The organism is Paenibacillus sp. 481 (genome assembly GCF_021223605.1).
Lineage (GTDB): Bacteria > Bacillota > Bacilli > Paenibacillales > Paenibacillaceae > Paenibacillus_B.
This window is the reverse complement of sequence record NZ_CP075175.1, coordinates 5,376,350-5,398,170: the sequence shown is the minus strand read 5'-3', so window position 1 is coordinate 5,398,170 and position 21,821 is coordinate 5,376,350. Positions and strand designations below refer to the sequence as shown.

Below are 21,821 nucleotides of genomic sequence, written 5' to 3'. Positions count from 1 at the left end.
TTAATTGACCTTAATCGACCTTAATTGACGGAAAGGTGTTGCCCGAGTCCGCCGTCCACAGTTAACTTCGCGCCTGTGGTGAAGGTAGCATCGAAGGCGAGGAATAAGACCGCCTTAGCTACTTCTTCTGATGAGCCATGACGCTTCATCGGTGTAATCTGATTGCCAAGCTCCTCGAAGGAAGCGCGTTCCGCTTCGGATAGATCGGCGGCGCCCATCGTCGGGGTCTTGATAAATCCCGGACTGACGACATTGACGCGAATACTTCTAGGCAGCAGTTCCACCGCAAAGCCAGAGGCTAATGAGCGCAGCGCAGCTTTGGAGGCGCTATATACGCTCATCCCGCTAAAGCCGCCTTCATCTGCAACAGAAGAGGTGAACACGATCGAGCCTCCTTCACGAATAAGCGGTGCTAACCGCTGGACAGTGAAAAATGCGCCCTTCGTATTCACAGCAAACGTTCGATCATAGGAACTTTCCGTCACTTCATGAAAAGGCTCAAGCTTGGAGATTCCTGCGTTCACATGCAAGAAATCGATCTCCCTAAAATGCTTCGCCACGTATTCACCTAATGCCTGGATATCTTCCATGCGTGATACATCGGACAACACAACATGTGCCCGTTCACCCAACTCACGTCGGGCCTCATCTATGTTCTGCGGGTTGCGGCCTGTGACGATAACTTCCGCCCCGCCCGCCAGCAGCGCTTTAGCTGTGGCAAGACCCATTCCGTGCGTTCCTCCGGTAATAACCGCTTTTTTTCCTGTATAATCGTTCATTTGATTTCCCCTTGATTGAAGTGGTTTGGCTTTCTGTTTACAGTCTAAAGCTTCACACTAGTGTCAAAGTCAAGGGCTTTTGCAATGAAAAATATAAGGGTAACATGTTGCGGATGCTTATTGGTAGTTTACGAATTGGGCTCTTGGTTAGAAAAATCTTGTAGGGCTCTCCTTATCCGTTTTACCAATGCTGCTGGCGCTTTCTTCGGTGAGCCCGCATCAAACGGAGGTTGAGGATCGTACTCCAAAATTAACTGGGCGCTTTTGCTTGCATTTTCCCCCAATTCCCATGCGACTAATTGGAGGGCCATATCGATACCGGAGGAGACACCAGCTGCGGTTACGATTTTGCCTTGGCGTACGACGCGCTCATCTGTTGGAATGGCTCCAAGCGAACGCAGGATGTCGAAGGAACACCAATGACTCGTTGCTACGACTCCGTTCAACAAGCCTGCGGCACTTAAAATAAGCGAACCATTACACACCGACGTCGTCCATTTCGTCGTCTTATGTAATTGGCGAATCCAATCCAACGTTGCTTCGTCATTCATCGGAGTTTTATAATGAGGCGGGCTGCAACCAGGAACGACAAGAATATCTGCCGAAGTTACTTCAGAAAAGGTGTAATCAGCATGCAAGTACCCCATTTTTGAATCCAGTTGGATGAGCCCTTTTTTCTTGGCTACAAACTTCACGTTGCATTTCATTGTTGCGGCAAGTACTTCATACGGACCTATTGCATCTAATGCTGTAACTCCATCGTAAAGCAGGATTGCGATTTCCATAGTAATCTCTCCTTTAAGCATGATGATGAATGTACTTCATATGTATTTTACTATACCCCAGTAGGGTATATGGGTGTCTATATTGTGAAATATTTCATTGTTAAATATTGTTATGAAATGATTTCTTTTCGAGAAGAAGATTCATTTTTGTAACATGATACGATATGGTGTTACAAAATAAAGGACACTATTCTTCTAAAAACAGCTGCGATGTAAAAACGCAGTTGTTTTATTCTTTTTACAAAATGTTACTATAAAGTAGGGGTGTGAAAATAAGGTTAACGCTGATTTGAACTAAGCTCGCTCGAAGTACCATACTTATTCCATTTGAGGTGATCAGGTGAACAATGCGAAGCATGTGAAGTCAGGATCAGTCATGATACTTTTTTTATGTAGTGTGTTCATTTTCATGGTTGGTTGTACAACGAACGAAGCCAAACTAATTTTTCCTAAAGGTATACCACAGTTTGTGAAAGAAAGTGACTTTGCTGCGATTGATTGGGAAAAAAGGGCGGTGCCGTTTGGCGATCAAGGCATAATAGGTAATGAACGCAAAGCGGGCGTGATCGGTGCGAATATGCCCAGTCTTAGCGAGCAAAAGTGGATGTGGCATTTGTGGGGCGTTTCCAAACCCGAATCAACGATTGTGGGATACCACAAAGAAACAACAACCGTACATCAAATTCTAGCTCTGGGTGATAACTGGACATCGTAGCATCATTATTTTCCAATTTACTTATTGACTGATCGGTACAGAAATAGTATGATTTCCATAATATCTTAAAAAGAAAGGGAGATACCTTTGAGTAAACGCGGCAGACCCCGTGATTTTGATCACGCCTCCATCGTAGATGTTGCCATGAAGACATTTTGGACGAAAGGATACGAGGGGTGTTCAACGCAAGACTTATGCAAGGATACAGGACTTGGCAAAGGCAGTCTGTATAACACATTTGGCAGTAAACACGAGCTTTATACACAAGTGGTGGAACGCTACCATGAAACAGGGATTGAACAACAAAGAGCCTTATTAGAAAGTTCAGGTTCTGTTCAAGAACGGCTACGAAATTTTTTAACATGGGCAGTGGAAGAAGATTTTGAAGCTACGAGCCCAAAGGGTTGTTTGCTCATAAATGCTGGTTTGGAGCGGGCTAAAGACGATCCGATGATCGAAGAAATTGTATCCCGACATGTTGAACTTCTTAAACAAGCTATGGAGAAAGTGATGGAGGAAGGCTTGCGAACTGGCGAAATCTCAAGCAAACGATCTGCTGTGGACTTGGCGAGCTTATTTTTAAGCAGTTACTACGGATTCCGTGTGCTGAATACATCCACCCAAAATCGGACATTGGCTGAACAAATTATGAATGGAACGATGGAAGCTATTTTTGGCGCTTAAGGCGCTCTTTTTTCGCACTATTTTTGTACCGATCGCTACAAAAATAAATACAAACAGGATTAGGGAGTGAGTGTTATGCCATCTATTATTTATTTGTTAGCTTTAGCGATTTTTGCAATGACCACATCTGAGTTTATGGTTGCAGGTATGATGAATGAGCTCGCCCATGCATTTGACGCTTCGATATCATCGATCGGATATTTAATTACGGCTTATGCAGGTGCAATGGTAATAGGCGGCCCAATGTTAACGGCAGTTCTCCTACACATTCGCCGCAAGCAAGCACTTTTGGCTTTGATTGTTGTCTTTTTTATGGGCCAATCGTTAGGGGCTATGGCTTGGAGCTATGATTCGATGATGATCGCGCGTGTCATAACCGGTATCGCTTCATCCGCAGCTTTTGGCGTTACCGTCGCCATTTCAGCAACCTTAGTTTCCCCGAACTCGAGGGGGAAAGCAGCTTCGATCGTGCTCGCAGGTTTGATGATCGCAACGGTAGTAGGATTACCTTTGACAACAATCATTTCACAACATTTCGGCTGGCGCATCAGCTTTTGGGCCGTTGCAGGCCTTGTCTTCCTCTCAGGAATCATGATTCAATGGTTGCTACCTTCCTCATCAACAAAAGATCAGACAAACTTGAAAGAAGAGCTTACTAGTTTTAAAAATCCCCATCTTTGGGCGGCGTATCTAACGAGTATGTTAATTATTGGCAGTACGTTTGCCGCATTCAGCTATTTCACTCCCATTTTTACACATGTCGCTGGATTTTCGGATGCAAGTATTCCTTATTTGCTTGCCCTATATGGCATATTCACAGTGATTGGAAACATCGTGGTCGGTAAATGGGCTGATCGTTATACGATGCGAATACTCGTCACGGGATTAACCTTATTGCTAGTGGCGTTAGTTCTGTTTGCTACAGGTGGCGAACATAAAGCGATTGCTGTTCTATCTATCATATTGATAGGCGTGACAGGTGTAGCCATGAACCCAGCCATGATCACGCGTGTCATGAAGACGGCGGGGAGCGGGACGATGGTAAATACGGTTCATACTTCCTGCATTACATTTGGCGTTGTCATCGGTTCATCATTTGGCGGAATAGGGATCAGTGCTGGATATGGTTTTGCTTCTCCTTTGTGGGTGGGGGCTTGTTTAGCTGCATTAGGTTTACTATCATTAGTTCCATACTTACGTAAGCGTGACTAATTGTTGGCTGGAGATTTAGCGGTGATTATGATGTCAAGAAAAGGGGAGAACATGTTGAAAAAATACCAGACTTTATTATTCGATGTAGATGATACACTATTGGATTTTGGTGCAGCAGAACAGGCAGCGCTACGCATGCTGTTCGAGGATCATCACATGCCCTTAACGACAGAACTCGAAGCCGATTATAAAAAAATCAATCAAGGTCTTTGGCAGTCGTTTGAAGAAGGAAAATTGGATCGTGATGAGGTTGTGAACACGCGTTTTGCGACATTATTTAAGGCGTATGGTCGAGAGGTTGATGGGGTCTTATTGGAAAAAAGCTATCGCAGCTACTTGGAGGAGGGGCATCAGCTTGTTCATGGGGCTTTCGAATTAATAAAAAGCTTACATCAGAAATATGACTTGTACATTGTAACGAATGGGGTTTCCAAGACTCAGTATAAACGCTTGCACGACTCTGCATTATTACCGTTATTTAAACACGTCTTTGTGTCCGAAGATACGGGCTTCCAAAAGCCGATGAAAGCGTATTTTGATTATGTGTTTGCACGAATTCCTCATTTCAATGTGGAGCAAGCATTAATTATTGGCGATTCATTAAGCGCAGATATAGTAGGCGGACAGCTAGCAGGTCTAGATACGTGTTGGTTCAACCCTGAGCTGAAACCGAATGACCTAGATATTGCTCCTACTTATCATATACAAAGACTTGATGAGCTGTATCGGATTTTACACGTTGAAAAAGAGCCATTAGCCACTGTTTAAGCTCGTGTACTTGCTCTAGCTTGAACCGCTCTCTTTTAGAATGTAAGACGGCCTAGTGGTTTATCCGGATGACTCGTGGTAAGGTGTTCCAATTGGAGGGGTGTTATGCGATTAGTAGCATGCGTGTTGATAGTATGGCTAACTTTAACGGGATGTGCAGTAGAATCAGAGAAGCTCGTCACTGAAAGCAAGGATAAGCCCACTGAAATAACGCTGACGCCCGTTGACCTGTTCAAGGGCGACGGCGCAAAGTTTAAATCTTTTTTAGGCGCCATGTCCGGTGCCATTAAATTACGCTATGAAGGAAAAAAACCACATGTAAACTTGGATATTGATATGTGGCAAAATGGCAAGAAAGTAGCTTCAATCGGCTCCGTCGCCGATTTGTTCTTCAGTTCAGACGATCGGGCGAGTCGCGAAGTCGAAGTCATCCTATCCATTGATACCGTCCCCATAGCGGGTCAGGACGATCTTAACAAGATTAAAGTCGCGATCATACGAGACTCTGGATCGAGCCTCTCTTCCTTTACCACACCATGGAATAACAAGTTGACCACACGAGGATTGATCGTTCACCATGAACCGCGTACTTTCACAGCTAAAAATACGGCTTATGTATGGGGAATGCAAGCAACGAGCACGAATATCATGCACGCCGCGGATTTCTCGCCAGAATCGTTAAGCAAGCTCGAACGGGCGATCATTTTCAGCTTGCGTGATGAAGATTAATCGCGGCGATACTAAAACCTATTGTCTACGGTTTGGTCCATTGTCACACAAAAAAAACCTGTCATTTCGACAGGTTTTTTTTGTGTAAAAATCTGCGGCGCCAAAACACGAAGCCCTTTTTACTCGATACATTTGTAATAATGGTTTTCTCTAGCAGACATGGCAGCTGCTTTTGTTTCTTGAACCGTACCATATGGATGCTCAGGCGGAGCATAGATAACATATATTTTAAGGGGAGTATTACCCGTATTGGTTACATTGTGCCATTTTCCAGCAGGTATCATAATGGCGTAGTCCTCAAAGGCCATTTGTTGAAAATCCAATTTGTCTTTACTGTCACCCATTTGAACAAGTCCCTGACCTTCTTCAATCTGTATGAATTGATCAGTTGTGGGATGAACTTCTAAACCAATGTCATCTCCAGCATTAATACGCATTAGGGTCACTTGAAGGTGTTTCCCTGTCCATAAAGCGGTACGGTAAGTATTGTTGTGCTCAGTAGCTTGGTCCATATTCACTACAAATGGTCTTGGTCCATAGTCAGTTAATCTGGCGTTACCATAATGAGGGGGGGGTTGCGTGTTGTTCCAATTATAAGAGTGAGGATTCCAATTATTGCTCCAATTGCTGTGATTACAGTAGACATGCATAGGATAATGCCATTGATATTGATAGTATGAATGACGGTACATATTCGTTCTCCTCTCATGATTTCCTTGCTTGCCTTTTATCCTATGCAGTTGCCTACTTAAAGGATTGGAAAATGGGCGAAAGCCTGTGACCATACACGACGAAAGTACTAAATTTATAGGTGGATTGGGTAAAGGAACACCAGTTATGGCCTTATTGCGTTATATTAGGAGTAGATATTTTTTACAGAAGAATAGAAGGAGGAAATTAGCAGCATGAACAGAGGTTAATCAACTCATTCGATTGACTGTGATAGGGAATGGAGGACGACATATTGAACCAAGCTGCAGAAGCATTTTTGAACGATATATGGTGTCAAATCACTGCTATTTACGAAAAAGAAAGTCAGCGAATTAATGAGTTACAAGACCGAAGCCGGCTTCAGGCTGGTGTGAAAGATTACTTGAAAGTGGCTTGGAAAAAAGGGAAGTTCAACTGGGCACAGGGAAAAATTCATATCGATGTTTATGAACCGTTCTCTTGGAGTGATAGTTCCTATACATACGAAGCGGGTACTTACATCGTAGAATTGACAGAGGAAATTTTAATGCATGAGTTTTTCCCAGCTCTATGTGACCGGATGAATAAACTATTCCGCTCGGACGATTATGGTTCCCACTTTTTTGATTACCAGTTTGAACTCGTATTTGAGTTTGAATGGGAGCAATCTAAACTCCGTCACGCTCAATCTTTATTAAATGAAGAAAAACTTCAGGGTCTTAAACAGACGTTGGATATCTTTATTGACACAAAAATTTTGTCGGATCTTCCAGTACTACCACATAAAAATGATGAATTTTTTTTCGCACATCATCTTATGAATCCTGAACTTATGGAGCAGAAGCGGGAAGTAATCGAACCACTGATCCAGCGTCTTAGCGACAAGCTGCGCACCAATAAAGAACGAAGTGATACGTGGGCTTACTACTATACTTCAGCTTTCAAAAAGTGGGCAGAGGAGCGTTTTTTAAATCAATATTTTGAACGGACTGGACTGTTCGGCTCGGGCATGGTGCTGAAAAATGAGGCGGAGCGTAATGAACGTTATGTTCAGGAGTTGGACTTTTTTATTTATGCCGCCTTGCAGGTCGGTTCGAAGGAGCCAGATACGCGGGAGAAGTATTTGAAACTCGCTGCTCAGCTTGGATCGGAGCAAGCAACACGCTATTTGAACGAAGGCAGCGGACGATTTGAAAATACATGTAAGAGCAGCCTGATTCAAGCAAGCGCCAATGATATTATGCAAACGATGGAGATTCATATAGTGTCCGAAGAAGAAGCCGCTTACGGTGAAGCGTTAGACTTTATCAACCAGCTGCTGCAACAAGGTTTTCCTAAAGCGTATAAGCTTAAATTTAAGCTGAAAAGTAAAGACAAGCATTACTTACCCTTAAAAAAGCTTGCCAAGTCGAGTCTACATCAGTTTTTTGCGCATGCAATCCGTTATCCCGCGTTATTCCCGCAGCTTGCAGCATATGCGGAGCTTGCGATGGAGGAATTCGCATGGTATCCGGATGTAGAGCCGGGTGAGAAATCCGTCATGCCTGGAACGTATGCGGTATTCGGTCTCGGCATATTTAGCGACGCTTATTTTCCATTAGTTCAACGCTATATGGAACTGGTCGATACGGAGCATCAGTCCGCGCAGGACGGCTATGCACAAGCTTTTATCGAAGCTCACGGTCTAACGGCTGCGCATATGCCTGTATTCGTCTCTATTCTGCTTGGTGGGGGCCAATCGGCCAAACCTATTAAGAACATCGCGATAGATACGCCAGAACTTGCTGATGCACTTCTACGAGAGCTTGCAACAAAGGAAGATTATGAGCGAGAAGCTGTGCTTTATCGCATCTTCGGCAGTAACAAGAAACTGGCGCAGGCTGCAAAAAAGGAGTTACCACCTTTAAAAGAGCGACTTGAGCAATTGTTGAAGCTGTATTGAGTATTTGTTGACGCTGTAAGGATACACAAATTTCAAATGCTTATGGCAAGATTTTTGTATTCACCTCTGTGAGGAATGAAGCTTAACAGATTTCCTTAAATCGCGGATGGTTCCTTACACTTTAATTAAAGAGGTGTATTTTGATGAAGCTGTATATCATGGTGAAAAATCCAGGTAAGCGCAAAGAACTTATGACACAGGAGCTGTGGCTGAACGAAGTGCCCAATACGCTGCGTGAAATGATTACTGGAATCGTGCACCATAGTGTAAACGCCTTTAAAGACAAGCAGGCTGAGCAAAGCCTGATTCCTTATTTGACCGAAGAGGATATTAAGGCAAGTGCCAATAACGGAAAGGTTGGCTTTGGAACGATTCATGATGACCGGCAGCCGGATGAACATCAGGCGGTGGAGTCTGCTCTGTTGGCCTTTTCCGATGGGCTATATCGGGTATTTGTCAATGAAGAGGAAATAGTGCAACTAGATACGCCGCTTGTGCTCACGGATGGTGATAAGGTCGTATTTATGCGCTTTACGATGCTGGCCGGAGGATTGTGGTAAACAAATAGGGGGGTAAGGATATGTCATACATCGATCAGTCAGAACAAGCTTTTTGGGAAAGGGTTGAAATGAAAGTAAAGGAATTGGAGGCAAGCGGGAATCAACAAATTCGCATGATTTACGATCTATGCCGCCAACCACACAATTACCTCGATAGCCGTGTATATCAAGTACTATACGAGGATCTGAAGATGTTGTCTGCCGCGCAACCGGATTCATTTTACAGCCCCCTCGTAGATGTCGTAGCGGCAATTGCGGGAGAAAAGACGGGCAGTATTTTCCGATATATGACAGAGCATATCGCGGAGTATCCCTATGCAATAGGTTATTTCCGCAGACCGTTTCGAACGCAAAACTACCTAATTAATCTCGGCCCTTTGCTATCAAAATTAAGAATGCTATTACTTGCGCAAGCTTCTAACTTCTCATTGCACGATTACTTGAGCAAGGCGGATTACACTGTTCAGCAGCTCCATTGGTTCGAGCAGATAGTACCTGATCTGATGGCGTATGAACTGGATTGTGGTGATAGTTGGGCTGAAACGGCGCTTAAAGAAATCGTTTACGGTGAGAATCAGACGGCGCTGCTCAACCGCAAGATGATTAAGGGAATACTGATGAGTCACCGTCCCGAGCTGTACGAGATGATAGGTGAACTGCTGATTGCTGCTAGACTGCAGGAGGGGCTGCGTCAGTCAATCACCGAGGAGATCGATTCCGGTACCTTACAGGCTAATTTACATCTGCTGAAAATGATTTTGGATCACGATCTAATTCGGTACAGTTCCATTGTCCGAGCCCTCGGTACTTGGACAGGAATGGGTCTTGAAGCGGTCAATCAACGTACAGCCAGTCAGCTTGTGGAACAAGCATATACAGCACTTACGGATGAACAACAGCGTACAGCATGGCTATCTTCTGAGAATGCGAACCAAGTTTACCTGAGCCTGTGGGCTACCGCTGTTTATGAGGAAAATGATTTGCCAGAACGGATTCAGTTCTTAATGGAGAACGGGGAGCGTTATCAGAAGATCGCTGCCCATTATGTACTGTCCAATAGTCAGAATGATACCGTCAGATTTGAAATCGCGCGGCACTGTCTGAATGAAAGTGATCCGGAGCTGCTGTACTGGATTATGAGCAATTATACATACGATTATGAATATGATTGGCAAGTCGGTGGGATACAAAATCGACTCTTAAAAATCAAACGTACACCGACTTTGGAAAATAAAAATGTGCGAAAAGAGGAATTCGAGAAACTCAAAGCTATTCTCACACGAGTCCCAGTTAAAGAAAAGTCAGGCCAGTCCGGAGTGCTTCATTTTTTACAATTCCATTATCGAGCAGATCTTGTGCTGCGCAAAATGATGTATCTGACCGCATATGACATGGATGATATCTGGATCGCTGATCTAATTGGTTTCGCGGGTCAAATGAGTTCAGACGTGAGGGGAGACCTGATTAGCTACTACACGGATAATTCTAAGTCAGAAGTACAGCGTTCTTTCATCTTTGCATCTTTATCTGACAAAAGTATACCGAACCGTGAACGTGCGTTTCGCCAAGTGAAAAGACTGAGCCTAAATGACGATGAACGGAAACAGGTTGAGGACATGCTTAAACTGAAGACGGGCTCTTTGCGTCAAAGTGCAATCGACATTCTTCTGGAACAGCCAGATGAAGAGCTCGCACGAAGTCTTAAACGACTTCTGGAGGCAAAAGGTGAGCTACAGCGCCTTGCTGGACTTGAGCTTATAACCGAGTTGAAACAGGATAAGAACCGGGAGGCGCTTTACGAGGTCCTTCGTCCCTTGGCAAACCATATGACTAGCCCGACACCAAAGGAGAAGCAACTGCTGGATAAGCTGGAACAGCACAGCGGATATACCGCGGAAAACGGGTTTGGTTTGTATAACCCACAGGAGACGGAAGAGTGGCTGATTGCAAGGTCTGACACGTCCAAAGTTAGCTTTGAGCAAATGTTCTCACTAACTGAACAACGGGCCTTGGTGTTTCTAAGTGGCCTAGACGACCTTGTTCATGAATGGCGTGATACCGAGTATGAGGCCGAATATTATAGCGGCGTGAAAGAAACACAACTTGTGGGAGTAACATTAAGAGCCTTGTCGTATCAGAGATCTGAAGATCCAATTGATAACGATAACTTTGAAACGCGGAACGTTCTGAGCAACTATCCGCTGACTGAACAATGGCAGAATTACCTCTTGAACAGCGGCTTGGAATCAAGTGAGTTGATGCAGCTCTATTACTGTACATTGATAGGAGATTTAAGCGGAACGCTATATGAGCACTATCATAGTTTCTCATCTACTATGGATTATAATGTCATGAGACGGACCAAACTGCTTGAAAACGAACGGAAATGTTATGTGGAGCGGATGATTCCACTGGAACGCATTGTGAAGATACAGACATTGTATGCCAATTTGCGCTATACCGAACAGGTTAAGACATTGGTTGGGGCCTTCTTCAAGGACAGCGAGCGAAGTGATACCTTTGAAGTCGCAAATGGAGCCCTCGCCAAGATGATAGTTAGTGATCTTAATGAATTGCCAGACCAAGATAAACCGACTTTATTCGTCGTGGCATCGCCTTGGTATTCTATTTTACGATCCCGTGTATATAACAAGGAATCATACCGTTCTCTCTTCCAAACGGTTTATCAGTATGATGTGTTAATACAAGAAATCAAAAAATCAAATTGTTCAGTCATGCATGGGGATCAGTATTTTAAAGCATACACACTTGGTATTATCGGGGAAAATGAACTTTGTAAAGAACTGTTGGGCAGAGATGTTCGCAGTCACATGCGGGCCTTGACTACTCCCCATGATTCTCAAGTAAATAGAAGCGAGAAGCTGCTAGCTTTACGGGAGCGGATCGTTTCCCGCCTGCTTGATATCGAACTCGTGCGTGGAGATCTGACCACAGCAGCAAGTACTTATACCATGTCATTCGAACGTATTCAGGGGATGGAATCCTTCATCTACATTCTGACCAGTTTAGGCGGCGAAACGTTTGTACGCGGTTATTATTATGGCTATGGCGACCAGATTACGAAGAAAGAATCGCTGAGCCATCTTTTGAAGATTTGCTATCCGCGAGAAGGTGACGATGAACAGAAGCTTGGACAGATGCTCCTTGGTACGGGAATTACGGAAAAACGCTTGCTCGAAGCTGCCATGTATGCGCCGCAATGGATGGAGATTATTGCAAAGCATTTAGGGTGGGAAGGGCTGCGCAGTGCCGCTTGGTATTTCCATGCTCATATTAACGAAACTTTTTCGGCGGAAAAGGAAACGATTGTGGCTCATTATTCGCCGATTGCACCACAGGAGTTCAATGATGGCGCATTTGATGTGAAATGGTTTGAAGAAGCATATCATTCACTCGGCGAGGAGCGCTTTAAGCTGCTCTACGATTGTGCCAAATATATTTCTGCCGGCGCGAACCACCGACGCTCACAGATGTTCGCTGACGCGGTGCTCGGCCAATTGCAGCTCGAAGACATGAAGCAGTCCGTAACGGGGAAGCGAAATAAAGATCATTTGCTAGCTTATAGCCTTATTCCACTTGGATCAGATCCAAAGCAAGATTTGCGTGAGCGCTTTGATTTCATTCAGTTGTTTATCAAGCAAAGTCGTGAATATGGAGCCCAGCGCCGAGCCAGCGAGGGAATCGTTGCAGGGATTGCATTTGGCAATCTGGCAAGAAGTGCAGGGTATGCCGATGTGACTCGGCTGACCTGGGATATGGAAGCTCGAAAGCTGGAAAAGCTGGAAAGTCTGTTCGAGTCCCGTCCTCTGGACGAGGATACACATATTCGTCTTAAGATTGATGAAGAAGGAAATACCGAACTTGAAGTGACAAGTAAAGGAAAGACCTTGAAATCTGTGCCTGCACGGTTCAAAAAAGACGAATATGTTGCTGAATTAAAGGACGTGAAATCCGATCTTACCGAACAGTATCGCCGTGCCAAGCGGGAGTTAGAGCGTTCAATGGAAGAGGAGAACTGCTTTACCGTCAGTGAGTTAGCAGCTCTGCTGAGCAATCCGATTATCCAGCCACTACTGCGCACGCTTGTATTTAAAGCTGGGAATCAGCTCGGTTATTTCATGAAAACAGCAGACGGCTTGTATCAACTGGAGGATACGTCTGGTGCAGCCCACCTCGTTGCGGATAAGGATGAGATTATGATCGCCCACCCGCTGCATCTGTATGAAAGCGGCGATTGGAGCGAATACCAGCGGGATGTGTTTGAACGGGGCATCCGTCAGCCGTTTAAGCAGGTGTTCCGTGAGTTGTATCTTGTGAATGCCGATGAACGAGCAGGAAAAATGAAATCGCGGCGTTATTCCGGTCATCAGGTCCAGCCGAGTAAAACGGTGGCGCTATTGCGCGGTCGCGGTTGGACGGTCAGTTATGAGGAAGGCCTACAGAAGGTGAGCCATCAAAAAAATATAATTGCCACCGTGTATGCTATGGCAGACTGGTTCTCACCTGCCGACATAGAGGCACCGACACTAGAGACGGTGGAATTCTTGGATCGTAAATCTTATAAGTCGATTCCGATGGATCAGATTTCGCCAGTTTTGTTCTCAGAAACGATGCGTGACATTGACCTCGTTGTAAGTGTGGCACATGTGGGTGGTGTCGATCCAGAGGCAAGCCTGACGACAATCGAACTGCGGAGCGCTATCGTGCGCGAATCTCTGCGCCTACTGAAGCTGGATAATGTGAAGCTTGAAGGTAATTATGCTCGTATTGAAGGCAAGCTTGGAGAATATGCTGTGCATCTGGGCAGTGGAGTTGCCTATAAACAAGGAGCAGGTGCGCTGAACATCATTCCGGTGCATTCGCAGCAGCGAGGTCGGTTGTTCCTTCCATTTCTTGATGAAGATCCGAGAACGGCTGAGATTTTGTCTAAAGTTGTACTTCTGGCTGAAGACAACAAGATCAAAGACCCGCAGATTTTGATGCAGCTCTAGAAGAAATGGATGGGCAATAAGAAAACATTTGAATTGACAAATAAAGATAACTCTTTTTCTGGTTTGAGATTTGCAGATGTGTAGTGAAGGAGGGATAACGATGAAAAGTAATTCTATTCAAGAAATCGAACAGCACTATGGAGTCGTTTTTCCGCCGGAGTATTTGAGCTTTCTGGAATTATCATCTGGGAAGAGCTTTAATTTTACAGAAACCGAAGATTTCACAGATTGGGAAGTTCGTTTTTCTGATCTAGATGGGAAATTCATTGCAACAACCCGGAGTTTGGTGGACGATGTAAATCCCGATCCGATGAAACTGATTCCCATCGCCTGGAGTGTTAGCAGCGGCAATAACTACCTGCTTGATTACCGAACGAACCCTACTTCTCCATCTGTAGTACTGATGGACCATGAGGAAGCGATCGTGCGCGAAGACGCGGAGAGTGAAAGTGATACGCCGGAAGAGGCACAGCAGCTTATGGAGGAGAACGTTAGAGAAGTAGCTATCGATTTTGCTGAATTTGCTGCAAGACTGGTTGATGAGGAAGAAGCCGAACAACATTCATTTTGAATAAAGTCAGACTACGATAAGTTGAAGAGGTATGTCCTTTTCAAAGCATCAGCACTCAGATGTTCGTTCGTATGCCGGAGGTAGTTTACCAGCTTATTGGGATAATTCAATCTATAGTAAAGCTTGTATAACTGTTACCTAGGATACAGTCAACTACTGCTGGAGAAGTACGTGCAATTACGAATGAAAATGGAAATGGGTATATGAAGCATGAGTTATCATTGCAGACCTTGCCCGCTGCTGAGATTTTTCTCAAAAGGCTTATACTATCAAAACGGGTAACTTGTTAAGGAGGAATAGAAGATGGCTGAGCAAAGCGAATTGACAATCACGAATGTTCTGACGAGTGAGCAGACGGAGGAAGCAGCAGGCATTTACTACGAGGCTTTCAAGGTTAAGTTGAACAATTTGTGGCTGTTTACCGATAAGCCGCAGCTAGCCATCGCCTTCCTAAGTAGAACTATGACGATTGAGAAAGGTTTTTATGCCATCAAAGAGGGTCGAGTTATCGGAATGGTTGGACTGCAAAAGGATGCAGAGCCCTACATCCGTGTTACGTTAGACTCATTTGTGAAAACATTCGGTTGGTTCGGTGCCGTGTGGCGGTATGCTTCTTACAAAATCTACGACTACTTTAATAGTAGCCCTAAGGAGAACGAACTGCGGATCGATTCCATCTCGGTTGCGAGTGAGGCAAGAGGGTTGGGAGTCGGAAGCAAGCTGTTGAACAAAGTCATGCAAGTCGCGTCGGAAACGGGCAAAAAAAATGTTGTGCTAGAGGTGATCGACACGAATCCACAGGCTCGCAAGTTGTACGAACGAATCGGATTTGTATGTACGGGTACGAAAACATTTGGTGCTACTACAGCGAGGGCAGGCTTTAGGGCCGTTCACTATATGAGCAAGCCAGTTGTGCCGGAGAGCACCAGCAGGGCAGTTACAGTCGACTTGTTTGAGAAAAGTTGACATTTTAGGAGATCGAATATATACTATTGTCAAATCAAACTGAAGTGCGGGCGAAGCACCTCGCAGGATAGGCTAATAGGCCTTTCTTGTGAGGTGCTTTTTTGCGCTTCTTTTGAGATTCACATTGGATAAGGGAGATGATTAGTTGTTAGAACGAAGAGCAGTTTATAACGGCTTTATGCAAGGAGTAACGGTTGTTACGATATGTTTCCTACTACTTGTGGCCACCCCCGCTTACGCGGCAGCTTCAAATACCGAGTGGGATGCAGCGCTAACGACCATTGAACAATTGCATGACAGCTTTAGCGCGTTGGAGTTAGCTAACACACAAGAGAAACAGAAAGTGCAAACATTGCGCGAGCAAAATAGCAAAAAACATAAAGAAATCAGTATGAACATACAGCTCATCGACAAGGCCAAGCTTGACAAGTTGAAGCTGGAGGCAGATCACGTTCAGACAAAATACGCGCCTCTGCTGGCGAAATATACGGAGCTGGGTAAGAAGGCCACAGAGGCCAAGAAACGCAAAGATAATAAGTCTGCTCTCGTATTAGATCTTCAGCGGAATCGGATAAAGGCTTCCGCTCAAACGGCGCGCAAGGAGATCAAGTTGCGCAAAGATGCATTAACAGCTGCGAGAAAGCAGGCTTCCGCGAAAGCCAAAATGGTTAGACATACGTTAGTGCCGATGCAAACGCTAAAGAAACAAATAACAGCCGAGCACAAAAAAATAACAGAGCTGAACAAGCATAAAGTTGCAGCCAACAAACGCTATGCAGCAGCCATTAAACAAGGAGATGCTTTGACGGCTGCTGGACAATTGAAACAGATCGTTGGCAAGCTTCATTTCATTCTTGCGTCGCAGAAGAAGGTGTATGAATGGGAGGGGAATATTCGAGGCATCATTCATGCTGCACAGTCCAAGCTTTGAAATCGGATTAGAGTGAAGAACATTAACGCTTGAACGACGACTTAGCTGTGACTCCGCTTAAAACCTTCGCATGATCGAAGTGGAGTCACAGCATGAATAAGTGAGTCTTTTATTTGTTGCCAATTTGTTTTTCATGGTTAATGAGCCACTGTTTACGTGCTATGCCACCGCCGTAGCCTGCAAGATCTCCATTCGAGTTGATGACACGATGACACGGAACCATGATGGCGAGTTGATTCGCCCCGTTTGCCTGCGCAACGGCACGAAAAGCAGTAGGTCTACCGATCGTAGTTGCTAACTCTAAGTATGATCGGGTTTCACCGATAGGGATTTGTCTCAATTGTTCCCATACTTTCTGTTGAAATGGCGATCCCAGATAACAAACGGGTGTCAGGAAATGTGTTAATTTCCCATCAAAATATTGATTCAATTCATGCTCTATCGAATGAATTGGCTGTGTGTAACCGGGAATAATCGCAGATTTAGTTCTCTGCCTAAGCCGTTCCACCTCTCGCTCCAATCCCCGGCGATCCACAAATTCTAACAAATAGAGGGCTTCGTCATCCGCAATGGCGACCATTGGACCTAGCGGCGTATCCAACCATGATGCTTTCAGAATATTACTACTCCCCATCAGACTCGGAGCTGAGCCCATAATACGCGAAAATGCATCCCTGAAACCGCTGCTTGATTCGTATCCGGCTGTAAGTTGTGCCTCGATCACATTTTCCCCCGCCCTTATTTGTTTCATGGCTATACCCATGCGTCGTGCGCGTGCGTATTCAACGAATGTCATCCCAAATCGTTTTTTAAATTGACGACGTGCTGTCGAAGCATCTATAGACAACTGCCGAAAGTCCATGTCTTTCCATCGTTTTTCGGGCTGCTCTTCAATAGCCTCTACAAGCATTTGAACGACTTCGGAGACTTGGTTAGGATGGGAAAGGGGACGACATCGCTTACAAGGGCGAAATGAAGCCAACAGTGCCTGTTTGGCCGTTTCGTAAAACTCACAGTTCTCGAACTTTGGTTTTCGTGCTGGACATGTCGGGCGGCAAAATACACCAGTTGTCTTGACTCCAACATAAAATAAACCTTCGTAGTCCGTATTTTTGTCAATCAATGCTTGATAGTACTCTTGTTTATGCTCTGTTTTTATCATTCCAACCATCCTAACTTGAAGATCTCTGTTTCCATTTATGATTATAACTTTCTGGTTGAGGACTGTCCGCCGAAAATCAGGCATTCATTTTTTTGCGGATACGCTATAATCATCTTTGAAAATCGTTTTGCTAAAAAGAATTAACACCCATATAATAGAATATTGAGGGAACAATGTAAATGTATGGCCCATACTCGAAAGCTAGTTTCCGATTGCAAGGGAAATCCAGCACTGCTACGATACTTGTAAGCATAGGGAACAGATTTGCTAATTTTTTGTCTAGTAAAAGGGGTCATAAATATCTTTTATGACGAGAGTGTGGTACGATCGTACTGATTCAAGTCCAGTAAAAGCCAATTGAGGTGACTCATGTATAATGAACAATGGAAGCAAGCTGAAACCGCACTCGCTCGTATGGAGGTTATTAAGAACGGGGTAAATGATCCGGTAACAATTGTAGGGGAAGCGGATGATTTGCGTTGCATTGGAATTGGAACCGATGCCGCTGTGTTTGTTTACGAACATATGCCTAATTATGCATATAAATTATATGCAACAGAAGCGTTACCTAAGAAGGAAGCGGAGATGGAAGTCTACTCTGCCTTAGTAGGCAACCCCTATTTTCCCGAGTTCTATGGTTCGGGAGATAAATATGTAGCGATTAGCCACGAGAGTGGGTTAACGTTGTACGACTGTCTACTTTTAGGTGTGCCTATTCCTAGACAAGTTATAGATGACGTTGAGGTAGCACGAACGTTTGTCCGGGAGAAAGGCCTTAACCCGCGAGATATTCACTTAAAAAATGTGTTGTTGCAGAACGGACGAGGTAAAGTACTCGACGTGTCTGAATATATTCAGCCTGGAAACGACAAGCGATGGGAGCATCTCGTGTGGGCGTACGACAACGTGTATCCGTTAATAGAGGGTAAAAAGATGCCGATCTGGGTATTGGATGCGGTGAAAAACGGATATTATCATCTCGATCCTTCTAACATAAATTTGCAGGAGTTTGCGGATCGAATTAGCAGGCTATTTTTCAGAAAATAGTTTGAAGTTGGAGCGCTTAAAGCGCTTTAAGCGTAGTATGACGCAGTTGGTGGAGTCCAGGACTCTACCAATTTGCGGGTTGTAAGCTTCATTTTCCTCTGATGCTAATAAGGAAGCCACCCCAACTACACGATAAAGCCAATACCTTCCGGTTACGATCATCATATGCTTGTTCATACGATCATTCATCATGCGCTACGCCTGAATGGGGCGAAAGTGCTTTTTTTAATGCTTGATTTTGCTTACAGAAGCGGAACGCTATAACTTTAGCCAATCTTAAATTGAGCGAAATTAACTGTAGTGGTATATTATACTTGTTTTAAAGGGTTTCAAATAGAAGTGTTGTAAGAGGTGGCTTAAAGTCTAAATAGCACTTGATACGAAGACTCGAGACACTTACACCTAGAATATCATCATGTTAATAACATTTGTTAACTAGGAGATGATTTTCGATGTTAGTTAAAGGCCAATCCCGATTTACCGCAAAAAAAGGTATTAGCACGCTCATTATGTTGTCTCTTGTAAGTTGTCTTTTTCAATTTGAGTCGCAAGCAAACGGCGCTCCAGTCACGACTAGTAATAAGATAGAGAGCAGTGTTGTGAACGGCAAAGCTGGTACAATTGACATCAATAAGCAAGATCCACCGACTGTCGGTTGGAATCAAGTGGAGCCTATTAAATATCACATCCAAAAACCATGGAATCTGGCATTGGATCAACGTTACAAATATGATGCAAAAAGTAATACGCATACCATGTGGGTTAAATCGACTGACGAACCTTTCCAAAAAGGGAATACAACAGAGCCTCGAACCGAGATGCGTTGGCATCATGAGTATGCGACTGGCGAGCATATGTGGGAGGCCGATGTCAATATCGCTTCCGGCTCGGCTGGATCGTCAGTTGTGCAAATTTTACGTGTAGATCGACCAGCAGGCACGCATGCAAGCGATATTATGCTGGTCGTTCACGAGGATAACACAGTCAAACGTTATCGTTCGCCAAATGGTGCGCTTATCAAATCAAACGTTTATGATAAATGGTGGAACCTTAAAGTTGCACACAATGCGAATACGGGAGTCATCAAGGTTTATGCTGATGATAAACTGGTACTCACAGAGAAGGACCGGGGACCGGCAACACGTCACTTTAAGAACGGTGTTTACGGTGTCAAGGGAACTTCACAAATTAAGTTCCGTGATATTAAATACTGGGTCAAATAAAATCACGCTATTTCCACTAGATTAGAAACGATAACGAGCGAGGCTGCTGGCATGAAGCGGAAGCCTCGTTACACGTACGGGCTGTGTACTCGTTAAGCTTCTCGTCCAGGCGGACATAAATAGCTAGCAAACGAATGCGAGTAAAGCCCACAGCGGGCTTTTTTTGCTTTATTCTAGCAATCTGAGTGCCTTCGGCAGGACTGGATTGGGGGACATGTATGCACGGATTGAGCAGTTTTTAGTTGACAATATTAGGTGTGAGGCATACGCTGGAATTGTTTCATATCTAACGAACGGAGGTGATAACAAATGAATACGATACACATGCTTGTCGGTATTCCAGGCAGCGGTAAAAGCCACTATGCCAAACAATTGTGCAAACAGCAAAGAGCCGTCCTTGTTGCAACGGACTCCATTCGGGAAAGATTATTTGGAAGCGAGTCCAAGCAAAAAAACACGTATTTGGTCTTCGATGCAGCTTTTACGGAGATTGAGCATGCGCTTGAGTCGGGACGAAATGTCGTATTTGACGCGACGAATGTCAGCCGTGACCGTAGGCTGAAGTTCTTGAAGAGATTTAAGAACGTTCCGGTTGAATGCTATGTATGCAACACCCCTTATGAAGTGGCGAGGGAACGAATACAGGCGAGAAAGCGTAGAATCGATGACACGATTATGACCAAGTATGCGAAAAATTTCGAGTTCCCTGTGCTTGGCGAAGGATTTCGTGACTTGCATATCGTTCACACTCCCGCAAATACGATGCTCAAGCGATCCGAATTGGAGCAACTGCTTGCGAGTAAGCCTAGTCATGATGCGCTGTTTAGCTATTTGTCCAAGTCTCCCGTATTTCGTGTCATGCTGGGATATGATCAGGAGAACCCTCATCATTCGAAAACGTTGTCCGAGCATACTCATGCGGTTCTGGAGTATATCCATGTCTTTTATGAAGGTGATCATCTGCTGGCTATGCAGTTAACAGCGCTGTTTCACGATGCGGGTAAACCATTTTGCAAAGTATGGAAACAGGCGCGCGGGTATTATTCTTATTATGGCCACGAACATGTATCTGCCAGCATCGCCTGTCATGTTCTGAAAGAGCTAGGGTATGCGGATGATTTTATTGTACATGTCGTCAATATGGTCAGCTTTCATATGGAAATTTTGCACGGTGGGGACGCTGGGGCGTCCAATATTTTTCATTATTTAGGTGAAGACCTGCTAGCTCAATTGTATTTTTTTGCTGAAGCAGACACATTTGCCAAGTAAAGAGGTGTTTTTTATGAAAATAAAATATCCGAAAACGATGCATTTGCCATGGTCGAGGAGTTACACCGACGATGACAAAGTATTGCGGAATACTGCTCATTTTGCAGGGCGGGAAGTCATCATTACAGAAAAGATGGACGGGGAGAACACGACGATGTACCCTGACTGTATTCACGCAAGATCGTTAGACAGCAAGGATCACCCCTCCCGACATATTGTCAAAACGCTGCACGGCGGGTTCAAGTATAGGATTCCAGAAGGGTACCGGTTATGCGGGGAAAATGTGTACGCGAAGCACTCGTTGTCCTATTCTTCCTTGCCGAGCTATTTTATGTTGTTCTCGGTATGGAATGAACAGAACGTCTGTCTTTCATGGGATGAAATGCTGGAATGGGCCGAGCAGCTTCAGCTTGCTGTCGTTCCTGTGTTGTACCGCGGGATATGGGACGAAGCAGCCGCCAAGAAATGCTATACGAAGCAATCTGAGTGCGGTGGGGAGCAGGAAGGTTACGTCGTGAGGCTGGCATCTGCTTTTGCTTATGAGGAATTTAAACAAAGTGTTGCGAAGTTTGTTCGTACAAATCATGTCCAAACGGATGAACACTGGTTAAGTAAACCGATTGAGCCTAACGCATTAGCTAGCTCTTAAATCAATATCATTTAGAAAGGTGTGATTACCATGTAATTCTAACAGAATGGCCGCATTTACGATCCAACTGCCAAATACATAGGATTTCACATTCGACCACCGTGTTGGTCATTTAAGCTACGATATG

The 21,821-nt window shown here is 44.5% G+C and carries 19 protein-coding genes; 15 read left to right on the top strand and 4 right to left on the bottom strand.

The genetic code is table 11. The annotated features are described in order from the left end of the window. Nucleotides 1-20: 20 nt before the first annotated feature. Entirely contained in the window at nt 21-779 is a 759-nt protein-coding gene (locus KIK04_RS23200; protein ID WP_232276145.1) for an SDR family oxidoreductase, read from the bottom strand. Nucleotides 780-907: 128 nt separating this feature from the next. After that, entirely contained in the window at nt 908-1,564 is a 657-nt protein-coding gene (locus KIK04_RS23195) for a DJ-1/PfpI family protein (RefSeq protein ID WP_232276144.1), read from the bottom strand. Between the two features lie 340 nt (nt 1,565-1,904). Here KIK04_RS23195 and KIK04_RS23190 point away from each other — a divergent pair, with 340 nt between their 5' ends. The 5 genes from KIK04_RS23190 to KIK04_RS23170 all read left to right on the top strand — a co-directional run bounded on the left by KIK04_RS23190 (nt 1,905) and on the right by KIK04_RS23170 (nt 5,672). After that, nucleotides 1,905-2,279, top strand: coding sequence for a DUF4871 domain-containing protein (locus KIK04_RS23190; RefSeq protein ID WP_232276143.1), 375 nt, complete (start codon nt 1,905-1,907; stop codon nt 2,277-2,279). An 87-nt stretch (nt 2,280-2,366) separates the two neighbouring features. Then, nucleotides 2,367-2,963 carry a TetR/AcrR family transcriptional regulator gene (locus KIK04_RS23185; protein WP_232276142.1) on the top strand — a complete coding sequence of 199 codons (597 nt, stop codon included), beginning with the start codon at nt 2,367-2,369 and terminating at the stop codon, nt 2,961-2,963. 75 nt (nt 2,964-3,038) lie between these two features. Then, nucleotides 3,039-4,175: an MFS transporter gene (locus KIK04_RS23180; protein ID WP_232276141.1), complete on the top strand. Its 1,137-nt coding sequence runs from the start codon at nt 3,039-3,041 to the stop codon at nt 4,173-4,175. 54 nt (nt 4,176-4,229) lie between these two features. Further along, the gene (locus tag KIK04_RS23175) at nt 4,230-4,943 is read left to right on the top strand and encodes a YjjG family noncanonical pyrimidine nucleotidase (RefSeq protein WP_232278871.1); all 714 of its coding nucleotides are present in this window, start codon (nt 4,230-4,232) and stop codon (nt 4,941-4,943) included. Between the two features lie 105 nt (nt 4,944-5,048). Further along, the gene (locus KIK04_RS23170) at nt 5,049-5,672 is read left to right on the top strand and encodes a hypothetical protein (protein ID WP_232276140.1); all 624 of its coding nucleotides are present in this window, start codon (nt 5,049-5,051) and stop codon (nt 5,670-5,672) included. A 119-nt stretch (nt 5,673-5,791) separates the two neighbouring features. Here the strand turns inward: KIK04_RS23170 and KIK04_RS23165 are convergent, their stop codons facing one another. Beyond that, a complete protein-coding gene (locus KIK04_RS23165) occupies nt 5,792-6,364 on the bottom strand; it encodes a cupin domain-containing protein (RefSeq protein ID WP_232276139.1) in 573 nt (190 codons plus the stop codon). 272 nt (nt 6,365-6,636) lie between these two features. On the opposite strand from KIK04_RS23165, the gene KIK04_RS23160 reads away from it, so the two are divergent. The 6 genes from KIK04_RS23160 to KIK04_RS23135 all read left to right on the top strand — a co-directional run bounded on the left by KIK04_RS23160 (nt 6,637) and on the right by KIK04_RS23135 (nt 16,344). Next, on the top strand, nt 6,637-8,304 hold the full coding sequence (locus KIK04_RS23160) for a DUF6138 family protein (protein ID WP_232276138.1): 1,668 nt from the start codon (nt 6,637-6,639) through the stop codon (nt 8,302-8,304). A gap of 143 nt (nt 8,305-8,447) precedes the next feature. Beyond that, the gene (locus KIK04_RS23155; protein ID WP_232276137.1) at nt 8,448-8,864 is read left to right on the top strand and encodes a ubiquitin family protein; all 417 of its coding nucleotides are present in this window, start codon (nt 8,448-8,450) and stop codon (nt 8,862-8,864) included. Between the two features lie 20 nt (nt 8,865-8,884). Next, entirely contained in the window at nt 8,885-13,876 is a 4,992-nt protein-coding gene (locus tag KIK04_RS23150; RefSeq protein ID WP_232276136.1) for a DUF4132 domain-containing protein, read from the top strand. A 100-nt stretch (nt 13,877-13,976) separates the two neighbouring features. Next, nucleotides 13,977-14,447 (top strand): SMI1/KNR4 family protein, encoded by a 471-nt coding sequence (locus KIK04_RS23145; RefSeq protein ID WP_232276135.1) that lies wholly within the window; start codon nt 13,977-13,979, stop codon nt 14,445-14,447. Nucleotides 14,448-14,750: 303 nt separating this feature from the next. Then, nucleotides 14,751-15,413, top strand: a complete 663-nt coding sequence (locus tag KIK04_RS23140; RefSeq protein ID WP_232276134.1) for a GNAT family N-acetyltransferase — start codon at nt 14,751-14,753, stop codon at nt 15,411-15,413. Between the two features lie 145 nt (nt 15,414-15,558). Then, on the top strand, nt 15,559-16,344 hold the full coding sequence (locus tag KIK04_RS23135) for a hypothetical protein (RefSeq protein WP_232276133.1): 786 nt from the start codon (nt 15,559-15,561) through the stop codon (nt 16,342-16,344). 109 nt (nt 16,345-16,453) lie between these two features. Here KIK04_RS23135 and KIK04_RS23130 read toward each other — a convergent pair whose 3' ends face one another. Continuing rightward, nucleotides 16,454-17,506 (bottom strand): bifunctional transcriptional activator/DNA repair enzyme AdaA, encoded by a 1,053-nt coding sequence (locus KIK04_RS23130; protein WP_232276132.1) that lies wholly within the window; start codon nt 17,504-17,506, stop codon nt 16,454-16,456. A gap of 369 nt (nt 17,507-17,875) precedes the next feature. On the opposite strand from KIK04_RS23130, the gene KIK04_RS23125 reads away from it, so the two are divergent. The 4 genes from KIK04_RS23125 to KIK04_RS23110 all read left to right on the top strand — a co-directional run bounded on the left by KIK04_RS23125 (nt 17,876) and on the right by KIK04_RS23110 (nt 21,694). Beyond that, on the top strand, nt 17,876-18,553 hold the full coding sequence (locus KIK04_RS23125; protein WP_232276131.1) for a protein kinase family protein: 678 nt from the start codon (nt 17,876-17,878) through the stop codon (nt 18,551-18,553). Between the two features lie 452 nt (nt 18,554-19,005). After that, a complete protein-coding gene (locus KIK04_RS23120; RefSeq protein ID WP_232276130.1) occupies nt 19,006-19,776 on the top strand; it encodes a polysaccharide lyase family 7 protein in 771 nt (256 codons plus the stop codon). Nucleotides 19,777-20,085: 309 nt separating this feature from the next. Further along, entirely contained in the window at nt 20,086-21,045 is a 960-nt protein-coding gene (locus KIK04_RS23115; protein WP_232276129.1) for an AAA family ATPase, read from the top strand. A 13-nt stretch (nt 21,046-21,058) separates the two neighbouring features. Further along, the gene (locus KIK04_RS23110; protein ID WP_232276128.1) at nt 21,059-21,694 is read left to right on the top strand and encodes an RNA ligase family protein; all 636 of its coding nucleotides are present in this window, start codon (nt 21,059-21,061) and stop codon (nt 21,692-21,694) included. The last annotated feature ends 127 nt before the right edge of the window (nt 21,695-21,821 follow it).

Excerpts from the sequence above, each read along its gene's own strand:
- KIK04_RS23200 (WP_232276145.1), bottom strand. The coding sequence starts at position 779 with ATGAACGATTATACAGGAAAAAAAGCGGTTATTACCGGAGGAACGCAC.
- KIK04_RS23195 (WP_232276144.1), bottom strand. The coding sequence starts at position 1,564 with ATGGAAATCGCAATCCTGCTTTACGATGGAGTTACAGCATTAGATGCA.
- KIK04_RS23180 (WP_232276141.1), top strand. The coding sequence starts at position 3,039 with ATGCCATCTATTATTTATTTGTTAGCTTTAGCGATTTTTGCAATGACC.
- KIK04_RS23170 (WP_232276140.1), top strand. The coding sequence starts at position 5,049 with ATGCGATTAGTAGCATGCGTGTTGATAGTATGGCTAACTTTAACGGGA.
- KIK04_RS23165 (WP_232276139.1), bottom strand. The coding sequence starts at position 6,364 with ATGTACCGTCATTCATACTATCAATATCAATGGCATTATCCTATGCAT.
- KIK04_RS23155 (WP_232276137.1), top strand. The coding sequence starts at position 8,448 with ATGAAGCTGTATATCATGGTGAAAAATCCAGGTAAGCGCAAAGAACTT.
- KIK04_RS23150 (WP_232276136.1), top strand. The coding sequence starts at position 8,885 with ATGTCATACATCGATCAGTCAGAACAAGCTTTTTGGGAAAGGGTTGAA.
- KIK04_RS23145 (WP_232276135.1), top strand. The coding sequence starts at position 13,977 with ATGAAAAGTAATTCTATTCAAGAAATCGAACAGCACTATGGAGTCGTT.
- KIK04_RS23140 (WP_232276134.1), top strand. The coding sequence starts at position 14,751 with ATGGCTGAGCAAAGCGAATTGACAATCACGAATGTTCTGACGAGTGAG.
- KIK04_RS23130 (WP_232276132.1), bottom strand. The coding sequence starts at position 17,506 with ATGATAAAAACAGAGCATAAACAAGAGTACTATCAAGCATTGATTGAC.
- KIK04_RS23125 (WP_232276131.1), top strand. The coding sequence starts at position 17,876 with ATGTATAATGAACAATGGAAGCAAGCTGAAACCGCACTCGCTCGTATG.
- KIK04_RS23120 (WP_232276130.1), top strand. The coding sequence starts at position 19,006 with ATGTTAGTTAAAGGCCAATCCCGATTTACCGCAAAAAAAGGTATTAGC.
- KIK04_RS23115 (WP_232276129.1), top strand. The coding sequence starts at position 20,086 with ATGAATACGATACACATGCTTGTCGGTATTCCAGGCAGCGGTAAAAGC.
- KIK04_RS23110 (WP_232276128.1), top strand. The coding sequence starts at position 21,059 with ATGAAAATAAAATATCCGAAAACGATGCATTTGCCATGGTCGAGGAGT.